Annotated in this window: 14 protein-coding genes; 7 read left to right on the top strand and 7 right to left on the bottom strand. The window is 65.1% G+C overall.

What is annotated here, in order from left to right; translation table 11 throughout:
- Positions 1–60: 60 nt before the first annotated feature.
- The gene (locus tag B7W94_RS03235) at positions 61–744 is read left to right on the top strand and encodes a Pr6Pr family membrane protein (protein WP_085604286.1); all 684 of its coding nucleotides are present in this window, start codon (positions 61–63) and stop codon (positions 742–744) included.
- Positions 745–823: 79 nt separating this feature from the next.
- Here B7W94_RS03235 and B7W94_RS03230 read toward each other — a convergent pair whose 3' ends face one another.
- Positions 824–2,185: an NAD(P)-binding domain-containing protein gene (locus tag B7W94_RS03230; RefSeq protein WP_085604283.1), complete on the bottom strand. Its 1,362-nt coding sequence runs from the start codon at positions 2,183–2,185 to the stop codon at positions 824–826.
- A 214-nt stretch (positions 2,186–2,399) separates the two neighbouring features.
- Here B7W94_RS03230 and B7W94_RS03225 point away from each other — a divergent pair, with 214 nt between their 5' ends.
- From B7W94_RS03225 to B7W94_RS03210, 4 genes are all read left to right on the top strand, one after another.
- Entirely contained in the window at positions 2,400–2,720 is a 321-nt protein-coding gene (locus B7W94_RS03225) for an EamA family transporter (RefSeq protein ID WP_253247371.1), read from the top strand.
- Positions 2,721–2,862: 142 nt separating this feature from the next.
- Positions 2,863–3,975 carry a tyrosine-type recombinase/integrase gene (locus B7W94_RS03220; protein WP_085604278.1) on the top strand — a complete coding sequence of 371 codons (1,113 nt, stop codon included), beginning with the start codon at positions 2,863–2,865 and terminating at the stop codon, positions 3,973–3,975.
- A 9-nt stretch (positions 3,976–3,984) separates the two neighbouring features.
- Positions 3,985–4,332 (top strand): helix-turn-helix domain-containing protein, encoded by a 348-nt coding sequence (locus B7W94_RS03215; RefSeq protein WP_231729555.1) that lies wholly within the window; start codon positions 3,985–3,987, stop codon positions 4,330–4,332.
- 1,348 nt (positions 4,333–5,680) lie between these two features.
- Positions 5,681–6,811: a hypothetical protein gene (locus B7W94_RS03210; RefSeq protein WP_126894221.1), complete on the top strand. Its 1,131-nt coding sequence runs from the start codon at positions 5,681–5,683 to the stop codon at positions 6,809–6,811.
- Positions 6,812–7,086: 275 nt separating this feature from the next.
- Here the strand turns inward: B7W94_RS03210 and B7W94_RS18230 are convergent, their stop codons facing one another.
- The gene (locus B7W94_RS18230; protein WP_025104223.1) at positions 7,087–7,371 is read right to left on the bottom strand and encodes a helix-turn-helix domain-containing protein; all 285 of its coding nucleotides are present in this window, start codon (positions 7,369–7,371) and stop codon (positions 7,087–7,089) included.
- A 990-nt stretch (positions 7,372–8,361) separates the two neighbouring features.
- On the opposite strand from B7W94_RS18230, the gene B7W94_RS03200 reads away from it, so the two are divergent.
- Positions 8,362–9,066: a hypothetical protein gene (locus B7W94_RS03200; RefSeq protein ID WP_025104224.1), complete on the top strand. Its 705-nt coding sequence runs from the start codon at positions 8,362–8,364 to the stop codon at positions 9,064–9,066.
- Positions 9,067–9,395: 329 nt separating this feature from the next.
- Here the strand turns inward: B7W94_RS03200 and B7W94_RS03195 are convergent, their stop codons facing one another.
- Entirely contained in the window at positions 9,396–9,755 is a 360-nt protein-coding gene (locus tag B7W94_RS03195) for a hypothetical protein (protein WP_025105252.1), read from the bottom strand.
- Positions 9,756–10,286: 531 nt separating this feature from the next.
- Here B7W94_RS03195 and B7W94_RS03190 point away from each other — a divergent pair.
- Complete coding sequence (locus B7W94_RS03190) at positions 10,287–10,619, top strand: hypothetical protein (protein WP_025105251.1); 333 nt, start codon at positions 10,287–10,289, stop codon at positions 10,617–10,619.
- A gap of 7 nt (positions 10,620–10,626) precedes the next feature.
- Here B7W94_RS03190 and B7W94_RS03185 read toward each other — a convergent pair whose 3' ends face one another.
- The 4 genes from B7W94_RS03185 to cmtR all read right to left on the bottom strand — a co-directional run bounded on the left by B7W94_RS03185 (position 10,627) and on the right by cmtR (position 14,506).
- Positions 10,627–11,619: an ATP-dependent DNA ligase gene (locus B7W94_RS03185; protein WP_313959678.1), complete on the bottom strand. Its 993-nt coding sequence runs from the start codon at positions 11,617–11,619 to the stop codon at positions 10,627–10,629.
- 3 nt (positions 11,620–11,622) lie between these two features.
- Positions 11,623–11,850 carry a DUF2188 domain-containing protein gene (locus B7W94_RS03180; protein ID WP_025105249.1) on the bottom strand — a complete coding sequence of 76 codons (228 nt, stop codon included), beginning with the start codon at positions 11,848–11,850 and terminating at the stop codon, positions 11,623–11,625.
- Positions 11,851–12,119: 269 nt separating this feature from the next.
- Positions 12,120–14,084: a heavy metal translocating P-type ATPase gene (locus B7W94_RS03175; RefSeq protein WP_085604976.1), complete on the bottom strand. Its 1,965-nt coding sequence runs from the start codon at positions 14,082–14,084 to the stop codon at positions 12,120–12,122.
- 86 nt (positions 14,085–14,170) lie between these two features.
- Positions 14,171–14,506 carry a Cd(II)/Pb(II)-sensing metalloregulatory transcriptional regulator CmtR gene (gene cmtR, locus B7W94_RS03170; protein WP_029989944.1) on the bottom strand — a complete coding sequence of 112 codons (336 nt, stop codon included), beginning with the start codon at positions 14,504–14,506 and terminating at the stop codon, positions 14,171–14,173.
- Positions 14,507–14,571: the final 65 nt, after the last annotated feature.

Genomic DNA, 14,571 nt, shown 5'->3' with positions numbered 1-14,571 from the left:
CCCGCCTCGCGCCGGGCGGGACGGCGCGGGGGGGCCGCTACAGTGGCGACGGAGGTGGCGATGACGCGGTGGTGGCCCTACATCCGACTCTCGGCGGCGGCGCTCGCGGTGGCGGCGATCGTCGCGCAGCTCGTGCGCACACTGGAGATCGCCCTCGCCGCGGACACCGCGTGGGGCGCGCACCTGCCCACCGTCTTCGCGAACTTCTTCAGCTTCTTCACGATCCTCTCCAACGTGCTGGCCGCGGTGGTGCTGGCCGTCGGCGGGATCTGGGGGCTGACGCACCGCGACGCCAGAGTCGAGCCGACGTGGCTGGCAACGCTGCTCGTGTGCGCGAGCACCTACATGATCGTCACGGGCGTCGTCTACAACACGCTGCTCCGCGGGATCGCGCTGCCGCAGGGGGCCACGGTCGCCTGGTCGAACGAGGTGCTGCACGTCGTCATCCCGCTCGTCCTGCTCGCCGACGTGCTGTTCGCGCCGCGTCGTCGTGCCCTCGGCTGGGGCACCGTGGGGATCGCCGCGATCTTCCCCATCGTGTGGGTGGTCTACACGCTGCTCCGCGCGAACCTCGTGACCGCACCCGCGACCGGGAACCCGTGGTGGTACCCGTACCCCTTCCTCGATCCCGCACTGAACGGCGGCTACGGCGGCGTCGCGCTCTGGGTGCTCCTCATCGCCGCGATCATCCTCGCCACGGCCGCGCTCGTCGTGGGGATCGGGCGGCGTCGGGCCCGGCCGTGACCCACCCCTTCCCGTGCGCCCCACCCCCTTGCGGACGTACGAAAAGGGGTGGGACGACCGGAAGGGGGTGGGTCGGCGATCAGACGAGGAGCGCGTCGGCCTCGAGATAGCGCTCGAGGGAGTCGTCGAGCTCGTCCAGCCACGGGGTGTGGTGTGCGGCGGCGAGCGTCCCGGTCATGACCGAGGGGTACACGCGGTCGCGGTAGCCCATGATGTCGGCCTTCTTGTCGTGCTTCCAGGCGAGGAAGATCTCCACGACGCGATCGAGGTCGAACGCCGGATAGTCCGTGCACTCCAGCAGGTCGCGGATGTAGTCGGCCTGGAAGCGGATCTCCGTCGCCGCCGAGTCGATCTCCGCGAACCGCTTCCGCCACGCGGCGATGGACGCGGCACGCTCACCCTCGTCGGGCAGGGCGATCCGGCCGAGGATGACGTCGCGCACGAACCACGCCTGTGCGTCGAACATGTTGAACGTGAACCACTGGTCCTGTGCGCCGAGGTAGGCCAGGCGCGGGTTGCCCTGCCAGAGCACGCCCCGGTACAGCCCGTCGGGGTAGACGTTGTTCGGCGAGGACAGGGCGAGCTCCGCGGGCAGGAACGGGTACTTGTGCAGGTAGCCGGTGCAGAGGATGACCGCGTCGACCTCCTTCGAGGTGCCGTCGGCGAAGTGCACGGTGCGGCCCTCGAAGCGCTCGACGCACGGGCGCTCCTCGAAGCCCTCCGGCCAGTCGTAGCCCATCGGCGCGGTCCGGTAGCTCGCGGTGACCGAGCGGGCGCCCATCTTGAAGGCCTGGCTGCCGATGTCCTCCGCCGAGTAGCTCGACCCGATCACGAGCACGTCCCGCCCGGCGAGGGCCTCCGCGCCCCGGAAGTCGTGCGCGTGGGCGACGGATCCGGGGAAGGTCTCGATGCCGTCGAAGTGCGGCACGTTCGGGAAGGAGAAGTGCCCGCTGGCCACGACCACCCGGTCGAACTCCTCCGTGGTCGTGCGCCCGGTCGGCAGGTGCTCGCTGGTGAGACGGAACACCTCACGGTCCTCGTCGAACTCCACCCAGCGCACCGCGGTCTCGAAGCGGATGAGGTCGCGCACCTGCGTCTTCGCGAGGCGCCCGGCGATGTAGTCCCACAGCACCGGACGCGGCGGGTACGACGAGATCGGCCGTCCGAAGTGCTCGTCGAAGGTGTAGTCGGCGAACTCCAGGGCCTCCTTCGGGCCGTTCGACCACAGGTTGCGGTACATGCTGGAGTGCACGGGCTCGCCGTACTCGTCCAGCCCGGTGCGCCAGGTGTAGTTCCACTGGCCGCCCCAGTCGGCCTGCTTCTCGAAGCAGACCAGTTCGGGGATCTCCGCCCCCGCACGGGCCGCGGACTCGAAGGCCCGCAGCTGCGCCATCCCCGAGGGGCCGGCGCCGATGATCGCTACTCGTTCACTGTTCGTCACGTATCGTCCTCAAACTCTTCCGTCATGTATCGGGCGCAGCCGTATCCGGGAGAGGAGGACAGTTCTTCCCCGGTGGGAGCGGAACGCTCGACCTGCCCGGACAGTGGCTGCTCTTCGACGTTAGCAGCGCCGCGCGGCGACGCTGGCGGGAATGCGACGACGGGTGTCGCTTCCGCGCATCGCCGATGTCGGCGGCCGGTGCCAGGATCGGACGGTGCGACAGGACATCAGGGCATCGGAGCGGCTCGACCCGCAGGGCTCGCCCGCGCGATCGCGCGGCGCCCTGGTCCTGCTCGCGGCCGCGGTGACGGTGGTGCTCTGGGCCTCGGCCTTCATCGGGATCCGTGGCGCAGGGCCGCACTACGACGCCGGGGCCTTGGCGCTGCTGCGCATGGCCGTGGGCACCCTCGTGCTGACGATCATCGCGCTGCGGCACGGCATCCGGCTCCCGGAGCGCCGCCACTGGCTGCTGATCGCCGCGTGGGGTGTCGGATGGTTCTGCATCTACAACCTGGAGCGAGCGAAGTTCCTTTAAAAGAAAGAAATTCCGGCGCTTCGAGGTGCATCCAGCCTACATCTTTGCACTGTGAGCCACGTCCCGAACCGCGTCGGATGGACACTCCTTGCGAAAATCTTCCGCTTAACGCATGATTGAACCGTTAAACGGAAGGAGTCTCATGGCCGCGAACGAGTTGCCCCCCGGTTCAGCGAAGCTGCACCTGACCCCCGGGGTGGAGTTTCTACACGAGCGGGAGACAGTTTTCGCGGGCATGGTCGCGGGGTGGGGGGCTCAGATGCGTGGCGGCCGCGGCCTCCGGAAGGCGTTCGTAGCTCGCAGCCAGTCGCAGGTGTGCGCGTTTCAAGAGTTCGTAGACGAGTGGCGTTGGAACTGGTCGTCGCGGATGTTCGACGAGTGGGCGTCGGAACTGGAAGCGCGGGGGCTAGCGTTGTCCACGCGCCGCAACTATCAATACTCGATCCGTGGTTTCTGCGAGTACTTGTTGTCGCCTCACTACGCGTGGGTCGAGGAGTGCGAGGACCGATTTGGCACGCACCCGGTCCAGATCGTGCACGAAGAGAACTCCATTCGGCACACTCCGGGAGTGGATGGCGACCCCAGGCGTCGTGGACTCTCGTCGGATGAGTTACAGCTGCTTTTTGACCGAGCGGATCGGGAAGTAGACATTCGACTAACAGAGAAGAGGAAGGGCGCCACGCTCGCATACCGAGACGCCACTCTCTTTAAAGTGATATTCGCATGGGGATTGAGGGCAAATGAGGCATGCCACCTCGAGATCACCGACCTATTCCGATCCCCGAGACAACCGCAGTTCGGCAACATCGGCGTTGTCCAAGTTCGGATGGGCAAAGGTTCCCAGGGGAGCGGTCCGAAGAGTCGCACAGTCGCGACCCTCTACGAGTGGGCTGTCGAGGCGTTACAGGACTACCTCAGCGAGGTGCGGCCGCTCCTCGCGAAGCCGGGGATCTCCGGTAACACCATATTCCTCACCGAGAGAGGCACCCGAATGAAGCCGCGTGACATCGCTGACCGCTTCGCGTTCTATCGGGACGAGCTGTCCCTCGACCCCTCGCTGACCCCCCACTCGCTCCGTCACTCCTATGCCACAGGCCTCGCGCTGCAGAAGGTCGACGCAAAGTTCATCCAGGAACAACTCGGCCATACCTACGCGTCCACGACCGCGATCTACACGCACCTCGCATCGGATTTTATGAACAGCATGATGCGAGACGCGATTCGAAAGGTCACAGGAGAGCCTGAACACGGTTAAATCGTGAGAGTGATCGAGTACGAGTGGTGCCTACGTGACCTGATGAACTCCGCGCGCCTTTTCAAAGCGGCCGACATCCAGAGGGCGCTCAAGTCTCGGGACGTCGACATGTCCTACAGCCAGGTCTACCGACTCGTCACTGAGAAGCCCGACCGGCTCAACCTCCACGTGCTCGTCGCTCTCATGGACATCTTGAAGTGCAGCGCGGACGACCTCATCCGCCCAGTCGCCGCCAACACCCCTTCCGTACGCACGGGAACCGCCCTCAACGCCGATGTCCCCGGCGGGTCGTCGGCCTTGAGAGCCAGCGGCGCGCGGCCCAAACGAGCCCAAATCCTCCCAGATGCACCCACTTGATGAACTTGTCCAAAAAGTCATAGCAATCCTTACGCCCGACGCCGAGCCGAGCTTCACAGACGCAGTGGCGGCAGCCACTACTGCGGTGTTGACCAGCACCTCACAGGCGCGCCGCCTGCTCGCTGCATTGACGGATGATCCCTCTATGCCCATCCGCGGTGATGTTCGCATGCCACGCGCGCTACACAGAATCGTGTGGGAAGCGGACCCGTCGCAGCAACACTTTCGCCTGCCCGCCTGCGAGAGATGCTCTGCTACGCCCAAGCGCTCGCTCGTTAGCGTTGCGTCGGCGCGGATGTGTCCTTCCTGTGCCCAGACGCTTACGCGCACGACTCTCGACTGTGCGGAGTGCGGCAACAGCGTCCGCAACGCGCGGCGTTCGGGCGAATTGGCGTACTGCCGACCCTGCTGGCGCAGTCTCTGCGACAGACGCACCAGGATCGCGGTCACCGCGACGGAAACTGCCGGACTCACTGTGACCGCTTCGGAGGTCGAACGAGCACTGGAGGCGGCGTCTCCGAACGTCGCCAAACAGCTTCAGGTAGCACTCGAACTCGCATCCGACCCAATAGCCCTGCTGAGCAACCCGGCCAGCGGCACCCCCGCTCTCGGTCGCCTGTACCTCGAGCTGCGAGAACACTCTCCTGACCTACCTCCCGTCCTATGCGCAGTGTGCCGGACGGAAAAGCCACTCCCGAACCGAACGAGTCAGGGCCGAACCTGCACACCGTGCGCCACGAAGGCACGGGCGCAGAGCTGCAGCAAATGCAAGAAGATTGCCCCGGTCTCTTCCAGACTCCCGGACGGCTCACCGCTATGTCAGACCTGTGCTCGTACGCTGCCGGATAGGCTACGCACGTGCAGTTCCTGTCACAAACTACGCCCGGTAGCTTCATGGCGCGACAAGGAGCCACTCTGCTCATCGTGCCGTCTCGCCGCCGCAGTGGACACCTGCACCAGGTGCGGCCTAATAGGAGAATGCCGATTCGCAGGCACATCGCGCGCTGTCTGCGAGAAGTGCCGTCGTAAGGTCGTGCGATGCTTCAGCTGCGGGGCCATGCGCCGAGTACACGCCCGAGACGATCTCGGCAACCCGCTCTGCGCCACGTGTCGACGTAAACCCGGCCATCAATGCACAGGCTGCGGCAACATCCGTCCTGTCATAGCCCGAGTCGACGGGGCGCCATATTGTGACCACTGTTGGCGCCATCACCCGGCGAGTTTCAATGACTGTGCCGTGTGTGGCGAGCGTGGACGAGTTCGGCGGTCCGGACTGTGCGACCGATGCACGATCAGGAACATCATTGCGTCCCTGTTCTCCTCGCAAGCGCTTTCACTCCACCCTGAGATGACGGCAGTTCGCGACGGGTTGTTGGCGCATTCCGCGGGCAAGGACCTCCATGTCTTCCTCAGCACGAAATCGTTTCGAATACTAGAGACGCTGCTCTCGGCCGATACCCCCATCACGCACGAAGCTCTCGACGACATCGGAGTCGATCAGACAACGCGACACGTTCGCTCTCTCCTCGTCGAGTACGGAGTTCTCGAGCCAGTCGATTTCCACCTGAGGAGATTCGAACTGTGGATACCAGACATCGCAGAGAATATCGCTGGCGCAACTGAGAGAACGGCGTTCATTCAATACGCACGATGGAAGCACGTGCGGGAGCTCCAGGCACTGCCTGCACCGATCATGGGGTCGCGGACCACGTCACGCCGACGTGAGCTGTATATCGTCATCGACCTGCTGAGCTGGTTCGATCAACGCAGGATCTCCTTACGCGATATCACTCAGTCGCAACTCGATGAGTGGGCGCTCACGGGAACGGAGCGGCATCGTGTAACGGGATTCTTGAGGTGGGCAAGGCGGAACGGTCTCGCCAGAGAGTTGACGGTTTTCCGAAGGAAGCCCCCCGGCCCCACACCAGGAGGACCAGCAGATGAGGAACGAAAGTCGCTGCTACACCAGATCCTGCACGATGCGTCTCTCGCGCCGGGGACGAAGCTCGCGGGAGCGCTGCTGCTGCTCTACGGAGTCGATCCGTATCGCCTCGTTCGCATCACATTGGATCAGATCGACACTTCGGACGGCTTGGCGCGAATCGACCTCGGCCCGGAGACGCTCTACCTGCCAGAGGAACTCGGGCTCGTTGCGTTGGCAACCCAGGAGGCGAGAGAAGCTCAGCGCTTACAGCACACCGTCGAAGACACCTTCTGGCTATTCCCGGGCACGCGATCGGGGTACCACCTCGCAAACACCACCTTGACCTCGAGGTTGCATCGGGCAGGGCTTTCCGTTGCGAATACCCGCAGGGGCGCTCGCACGTCGCTGGCCGGCCAGCTCCATCCCACTATCCTCGCGGCGCTCACAGGCATACACATTCGCACAGCCGTCAAGTGGTATGAAGCGCTCGCTGTTTCCCGCTCCACGTACGTTGCGGCGTTGCTCGAAGACGGCCGGTTGTCCCCGACCACCTAGAGCGTGTCTGACACATCGATCGGTGACTCATTGAGAGCCTGCGAGGGTGTCGCGGTTGCAGGTGCCCTCGAATGCGCAGGGCATTCCGAACGCCAGGTCAGAGAAAGCAGGATTCCGGAGGTTGGTGGATACTGCGGACTCTGCCGGACGTGGGCGCCGGTCACCCGCACCCCTTCGGTCCACCGGGCGCCCACATCTCCGATCGATCTGAGAGTCCTGCTGGCGCTCTGGAAGCTCAGCAGAGGGCCAGGTCACCGTCTCCCGACAGCAGCGGCTCAACGACTGCGAAGGTCGGGAAAAGGGTGCGGAAGCAGCGTGTCGATCGACACTTCGAATACCTGCGAGATCGCGATGATAGAACGCAACGCCGGGTTCATCGGCTCGCCTCGCCTCGACTCACCGCTCTCGTACTGCCGATAGATGAAACGGCTGAGGTTCGCGCGTGAAGCCACCTCTTCCTGGCTCAATCCAGCTTCTTGCCGAAGCTGGCGGAGGCGCACGCCGAGGCTCTGTGCGAACACAGCCCATTCGACGTCGCTCGTCCGCCTGCGCCCAGTCACGTCTCTAGCGTTTCCGGGATTGCTTACCGGTATGGGCTTACAGGTATGCCATAATTTTGGTGGCCATACGAAACAATCGACTTCTGCCGGATCCTCTCCACTCTGCACGTGTGCTGCCCGCCCTTCGGACACCGCGGTCGCACCGCAGGGCAGGCCCGTCGCGTGCGACCGCGATTGTGAGGGTGATCGTGGCACAAACGGCATGGTCGGCTTGGTGGCGAACCACAAAGCACCCCCCGCCCGCAGCCTGGAGCTACGCCTTCGAGGAGCTCACAAGCGACGACACAGCTGACGAATGGGCGCTGGCCGCCGCGATCTTCATAGCCCAGTATCGGCGTCGCCACTCGCAGGGACCTACGTTTCGGGAGCTTTTCGAACACTTGCTCCCCGAGTCGGGCGGAATACCGTCTCGTCTTCCGACGGATTGGGACGCTTCGGATCGCCGACGCGCAGCCAATGATCTCCGTCGGCATGTAGCCATCGAATGGCGTCGTCGTGGCTATATCGGGTACGACAAGCAAGTGGCGCGGAGTCTGAGAGTAGGTCCGCGCTTCCGCGCGCAGTCTCGAGCGCGGAACACCCGAGCGCGCGAAAGCAGCCATGAGCGCCCCGGGGAGTCCTTGGCGAACCGCGTTGAGTCGGAGGACTCGCTGAGTGCGGACGCCGCGCACGTGCTGCTGCGTGTGACTCCGACTGTCTTGCGACGGCTCACCCGCCGTGGCTACCTGCATGCTGTGGGATGCGGCTCGCAATTGCGGTACCCGTCCTGGCAGTTCGCCGGGCGCCCGAAATTCAAAGTTGTGCCGGGAGCCTCAACCGTTGTTCCCGCCATCCCAAAGCACTGGGCAACAGTGACGATCAACTCGTTCATGACGACCCCGAACCGGCACCTTGAGGGAGACGGCGGCTTAGTTTCCCCGGTCGATTGGTTGATGCGCGGAAACGATCCGCGCCGCGTCGCCGACGCGCTTGAGGCATCGGAGGTGTCCAGTGCCCGGCGCGCCGCAAGACCCTGAGGGAGGTTCCCTCTCATATCAAGACAGCAGTCGCGATCGCGACAACGGCCAGGACCACCGCCAGGACCAGGACCAGGACCAGGAGGGGATCGAAGCAGTTCTCGAATCGTTCACGCGCCTTGTGCAGGCCGCGGCGGAAGCTGGGCGCGATTGGAAGCTCGTCGACGCACTGCTCCACACGATGGTGGACCTCGTACTCGAGACCTCAGGCGATCTGTTCGCGCCGCCTGAAACGTCCGTCGCCGAGGCGCTCACCGACAGTGAGTCAGCGGCAGCCCAGACCATAGCGCCCGGTAGGTCGAACCGCCGGCTTCGCGTCGAATACCGGCTTCGGCTCGAAGCCGTCATCGATTCCTGGAGCGATGACGAAACAGCCGACTTCCTGATGATCGGCCTGCGCCAGGTCCGACGGCGCGCGCAGCAGGGCTCCCTCTACTACTTCCTCGTGAACCGTAAACGTCGATATCCGGTGTGGCAGTTCGACAGATTCTGCACGGTTGTCGAGGGCATCGCAGTGGTAGGACAGGCATTCCCAAAGTCCTGGCCGGCTGACCGTGTCTATGCATTCATGACGGACCCGTCCCTCGAACTCAGGCACCTAACTCCAGCACAGTGGTTGCTCGGCCACCGCGACCCTCACCGGGTTGCGGCAGTCATCGCCTCAATTGCAGACAGGTGACTTGAGGTGGCCTGGGCCGAACATCGACTCAGATTGCGACGACCGCCAAAGCGATGACGAGATCGTTCGTGGGCAGTGCCCCCGGGGTCGCGGGCTCGCTATCAATTCTCAGAGGACAGCAATGAACAATGACTCGTCTTTGGATCCACAAGCGCGACGAGTGCTGGCTGCGATCGAGGTTGGGCACCAGCTCGGAGGTCATCGACTGGCCCGCGAGGAGGTCGATCGCGTTCGGCGAATACTAGCTGGGAACCTGTCGCCAGAAGCAGCTCGAGTCGAAATGCGGGCGGCACTTCGAGCGCTAGTCGACAACGACCGATCGCAGCCGCCTACCCCGTGAATGAATCGTCCGCCAGCGCCTGAGCAGCACCGATGACTTCATCGAATCGGCCGTCACGGATCGCAGTGATCGCAGTGTCCTCATTATGAAGAAACGGATTGGCGCCGACAAACCACAGCCGGGCCACCTGGTCACCTTCGGCGCCGCTAACCGTGCGCCAGACCGCGTCGGCGCACTCGAGGCGCCGGAGTGCGTCCTGGCTAGGACGGTTCCCACCTTCCTCGCTCCAACTGAGCGCAGCTCGCGTGTCTCTGGAACCTGCCAGCGTTGAAACGAGAGTCGGACCGAGGGCGGCGGTGAGACGACGAGTGAGATCGACAGTGTCCGACGAGACCATGAACGCGATCATACTTTTCTCTCGCGCTACCCTCCCCGACTTTCGAGCACCCTTATCGGAGATCGGGGGCGCTTTGACGGAGGACCACTTCGACCGCTTCACTCACGGCGAGCGATCCATCCCTTCAGAGCGCGGCCTGAGCAGCCTTGTACCCACCACTCCCGGCTGGGCGCCAACGAACACCACGGAGGGGTGCAGTTCGGCGGCACCGCCTGCAGTTAGTGGACGCGATGTCGCGATTGAAGATCCTGCGCAGCTCGTCCGACTACAGTGACGATTTTCGCACGCCGAACAGAAGAAATCGATCGCCGCCGCGTGTCTTCAGCTCATCGGACGCAACGACGGGCGCGCGATACCGAGACTGCCCGCAAGCGGCAGAGCGCGCGAGCCGCGGAAGCCACGGCTTGCACCGCCCGCGACGCCGAAGCCACCCGGGTTGCACGTGACGCTGCCAAGCGTCAGAGGACACGTTATCGCGGGATGGACCGATAGGGCCGGCTAACCGAAACCCCGAACGTCCGCTGCTGACGCCACGATGTAGCGGTGGGAACGAACAAGCGCTACCCGCATCTGCCGGCGCAGAGGGGCGAACAGCGAGAGCTGCGCGAGGCTCGCAAGCGCGGGCCGTTGCGTACCCTCGACGCACTCCAGCTGCGGTTGCACGGGCAGCCTCTCACGATCGTTCCCGAGCAAACGCGCCTATGGGGTCACGCGTGGCTGCAGTTCGGGGATACGAACGTGCGCTGCGTCGTGCAGGTGAAGCGCTGGACCGCGGATGCCGTGGGCGTCGAGGTGACGATCGACGATGAGACGCTGCGGTGCTGGATATGGCAGGGAGCGTGCCAGCGCATTTCGGCGCCGACCGACGTCTGGTGACCCTGGATCAGCGGGAGGGCTCGACCTCCGCGACGGGGATCTCCGGCCGGGCGCGGACGAACCGCACGACATGGCGGAAGGACTGGCCCGCCATCGCCACGTCCGCTGAGATCTCGACGACCAGCGGCTGCACGAGCGTCAGTCGTACCGGCTCTCGTCCTGATCGGTTGAAACGGCTCAGGGCTCCCGGCTTCACCTCCTGCGGCCACGGGTGAGATGCCGCAGGCTCCTGCAGCAGTCGGCCCAGTTTCCGCGCCGTGTTCGCCGCCAGGCGTGCCGAGCGGCCCACGATCCGCAGCTCGCCGTCTATCGGCAGCCCGACCACGAGTTCTTCGGGACGCTCGCGCGATCCGATCACGGCGGCACAGATGACGTCCAGCGTGTCATGGTGTTTCACCTTCACCCACGTTCGATCGCCGCCGACGTAGGGCTGTGCCCCGCCCTTGACGACGAGCCCTTCAATCCCCGACGCCACGAGCGCACGGAACCACCGTGCGGCTTCCGCAGCATCCGCGGTGACAGGAGAGAGGTTCAGCGGCGGAGACCACTCCCGCGCCAACTCTTCGAGCAACGTGCGCCGATCGTCCAGGCGTAGATCGCGTGCGTCACGATCCGCGATCGCGAGAATGTCGAAGGCCACATACGATGCCGGCTGTGCGCGGGAGAGCTTTGCGACGGTGCTGGAGCTGCCGTTCGTGCGGCGCAGCAGCGCATCGAAGTCCAGGCGGTCGTCCGACCACACCACGGCCTCACCATCGAGGATGACACCGTTGGGAAGCTGCGCGGCCGCCGCTACCAGTTCGGGAAAGGCGCGGGTGAGGTTCTTACCCTGTCTCGACCACAAAGTGATGTCGTCGTCGACCACGAGCAGCAGCCGAAATCCATCCCACTTCGGTTCATACCTCGCCCCGCCGGGCAGCGCATCCGCGGCCGGGACCGTTTCCACCGGCCGGGCCAACGCCACGCCTAGCGGCGGACGCAGCCCGGCCGGCAGGGGCACAGCTCAGCCCTTCACGTCTCGCGGGTCGTTGCCGTAGCTGTTGCGCTCCGCAATCTGCCCGTTCTCGTTCTTGATGATGTGCTCAACCTTACGTTCCCTCGCGAGGTCACGCCCCGCGGCCACGGCATCCTTTTTCGTCTGATGCGGGCCGCCTGTGGTCGAGCTGTCGCCGGTCACGCGGTTGTGCCATGCGCCGTCCTCGTGGAAGGTCTCAACGTCTCCGGTAGGCATGTTGCTCCTTTCGTCGTGAGCTTCATCGTCGGCCCGTCGCTCGATAGAGGGACAGCCCCTTGCGGGAAACTCGGCCGACTATGTAGCTGGCGAATCGATCCGCTTCCGGTGCTACCGCCCCGCTTCGAAGCGTTCGCGGTCTCTCGCTTCGCGCAGCAGGGTGGCTCGCCCACTGATGGGTCGCCGACGGGTGACTTGTTCAGCCTCGAAGAGCCGCCTGAATGGCTATCTCCAGATCGGTGGCGCGGTTGTCGTCGAGGTCGGGTGGGTCAGACGCGGACGGATTCGGGCGTTGCTGCAAGGGCGCGCAGGGCTGCAGGGCGCCGCGCAGCACGAACGCCGTTGAGGATCACGAACACTTCTGCGATCTCGTGCACGAGGACCACGCCGGCTAGCCCGAGCACACCGAAGAGCGCGAGTGGGAAGAGGACGACGATGATCGCGAGGGCGAGCACGATGTTCGCGGTCATGATGCGGCGGCCGCGACGGGCGTGGGCGAGGGCGCCAGGGATCAGTCGCAGGTCGTTCCTGGTGAAGGCGACGTCGGCGGACTCGATCGCCGCAGCCGACCCCTTCAATCCCATGGCGATCCCGACGGTCGCGGTCGCAAGGGCGGGGGCATCGTTGATGCCGTCACCGACCATGGCCGTTGGGCGCCCGGCTGCGAGTTGTTCGATGACCGCGGCCTTGTCCGGGGGCAGCTGCTCTGCGCGGACGTCGGTGATGCCCGCCTGCGCGGCGATCGCACGGGCGGTGCGCTGGTTGTCGCCGGTAATCATTGTGATCCTGATCCCGGCATCCTGCAGGAGCCGTAAGGTCTCTGCGGATTCGGGGCGCAGCTCGTCACGGATGCCGATGAGACCCGCGATTGTGCCGTCCGCTTCAACGACGACCACGGTCATGCCGTCTTCGGCCATCTCGTCAGCGGCCGTGGCGACTACGCCGGGGGCGAGCCAGCGGACGTTGCCGACGCGGACCAGGGTGCCGTCGACGCGGCCGGTGATGCCGTGGCCGGCGTCTTCGACCACGTCCACGGCCGCAGCTGAACTGGGTGCGGCCGCGGTGATCGCGGCAGCGAGAGGGTGGCTGCTTGTCGCTTCGACTGCTCCCGCCCAGGTCAGCAGCTCGTCGCGTGAGATGCCGCCTGCGGGGCGCACGTCGACAACGGTCGGTTCGTTGCGTGTGAGGGTGCCGGTCTTGTCCAGCGCGACTGCCTGGATGGTGCCGAGCTGCTCGAACGCCTCCCCGGACTTGATCACGACGCCGAACTTCGACGCGGAACCGATAGCGCTGATCACCGTGACCGGCACCGCGATCGCAAGAGCACAGGGAGACGCCGCGACCAGAACAACGAGTGCACGCTCGATCCACGTCGACGGATCTCCCACGACGAACCCGAACACGGCGACGAGGGCCGCTGCGATCAGCACCACGGGCACGAGAGGGCGGGCGATCCGGTCAGCAAGCCGTGCGCGGTCGCCCTTTCGTGCGTGGGCCTGCTCCACGAGGGACACGATCTGAGTGAGCGAGTTGTCGCGCCCATCCGCGGTCGCCTCGATCCGCAGCGTCGATGCACCATTCACCGAGCCCGCCGCGACCGCACTGCCGGGGTACACGTCGACAGGGATGGACTCTCCTGTGATCGGCGAGGTGTCCAGGCTTGATCGGCCTTCGACGACAACACCATCGGTGGCGACGCGCTCACCCGCCCCGACGATGAGGATGTCAAGCTCACGGACATCCGTGACCGGGAGCGTCGTGTCACCAGCGAGACGAGAGACACGCACCGTCTCGGGAATCAGGGACAGCAGCGCACGCAGACCCTCTTTCGCCCGATCCATCGCGCGGTCCTCGAGAGCTTCCGCCAGCGAGAACAGGAACGCCAATGTCGCAGCCTCACCGACGTGGCCGAGCAGAACCGCACCGATCGCGGCGATGGTCATCAGCAGCCCGACGCCGAGCCGACCCCGGAGCAGCCGGCGGATCGCACCGGGAACAAACGTATATGCCCCGGCCAGCAGAGCAGCCCACTGCAGAACGAGCGCGGGGATCTCGATACCCGCCCATTCCAGCGCGTAGCCGGCGCTCAGGAACAGGCCAGAGAGTGCGGACGGGAGCAGGGCGATGTCGCGCCACCACGGCGGACGGACCTCGTGTTCATCGTCGCCCGTGCTGTCTTTGGACGGCAGGGCTGGGCCGCAGCACGCGTCGCCTTCCTCGTGAGCCGGGGGCACGGTAGTCTGCACCGGCTCGGGAACACAGCACGCGTCACCGGCGGTATGGGGCTTGCGGGGCTCATCCGGGCCGCAGCACTCCTCACTCACGCGCAGCACTCACACTTCTCGTCCGCACACGGAACGCCCGCGTCGACGGCGACGACCGCTTCCAGCATGTGCCGCAGGCCCACCGCGATATGTGCGTCGGCGATCTCGTAGCGCGTACGACGCCCTTCCGGCGTCGCAACGACCAGACCACACCCCCGCAGACACGTTAGGTGGTTGGAGACATTCGAGCGCGTCAGACCGAGATCACGTGAAAGTTCCGCCGGGTAGCCAGGCGCGTCCAAGAGCGTGAGCAAGATCCGCGAGCGCGACGGATCCGCCATCGCGCGACCTAGACGATTCATCACATCGAGACGAGAAGCAATAGTCAGCACAAGATGACTATACAGCGATAAGTGACCAATTACGCGGTCGCGTTCAATGGGTTTCGTCTGGAATA

It is taken from the genome of Microbacterium sp. LEMMJ01, from assembly GCF_002114135.1.
Taxonomy (GTDB): Bacteria; Actinomycetota; Actinomycetes; order Actinomycetales; family Microbacteriaceae; genus Microbacterium.
Note: the sequence above shows the minus strand (reverse complement) of the source record. Positions and strands in the feature narration are given on the sequence as shown.

Bases quoted from the DNA above. Each gene is read 5' to 3' on its own strand.
- B7W94_RS03235 (WP_085604286.1), top strand. From the start codon at position 61: ATGACGCGGTGGTGGCCCTACATCCGACTCTCGGCGGCGGCGCTCGCG.
- B7W94_RS03220 (WP_085604278.1), top strand. From the start codon at position 2,863: ATGGCCGCGAACGAGTTGCCCCCCGGTTCAGCGAAGCTGCACCTGACC.
- B7W94_RS03210 (WP_126894221.1), top strand. From the start codon at position 5,681: ATGACGGCAGTTCGCGACGGGTTGTTGGCGCATTCCGCGGGCAAGGAC.
- B7W94_RS03195 (WP_025105252.1), bottom strand. From the start codon at position 9,755: ATGATCGCGTTCATGGTCTCGTCGGACACTGTCGATCTCACTCGTCGT.
- B7W94_RS03180 (WP_025105249.1), bottom strand. From the start codon at position 11,850: ATGCCTACCGGAGACGTTGAGACCTTCCACGAGGACGGCGCATGGCAC.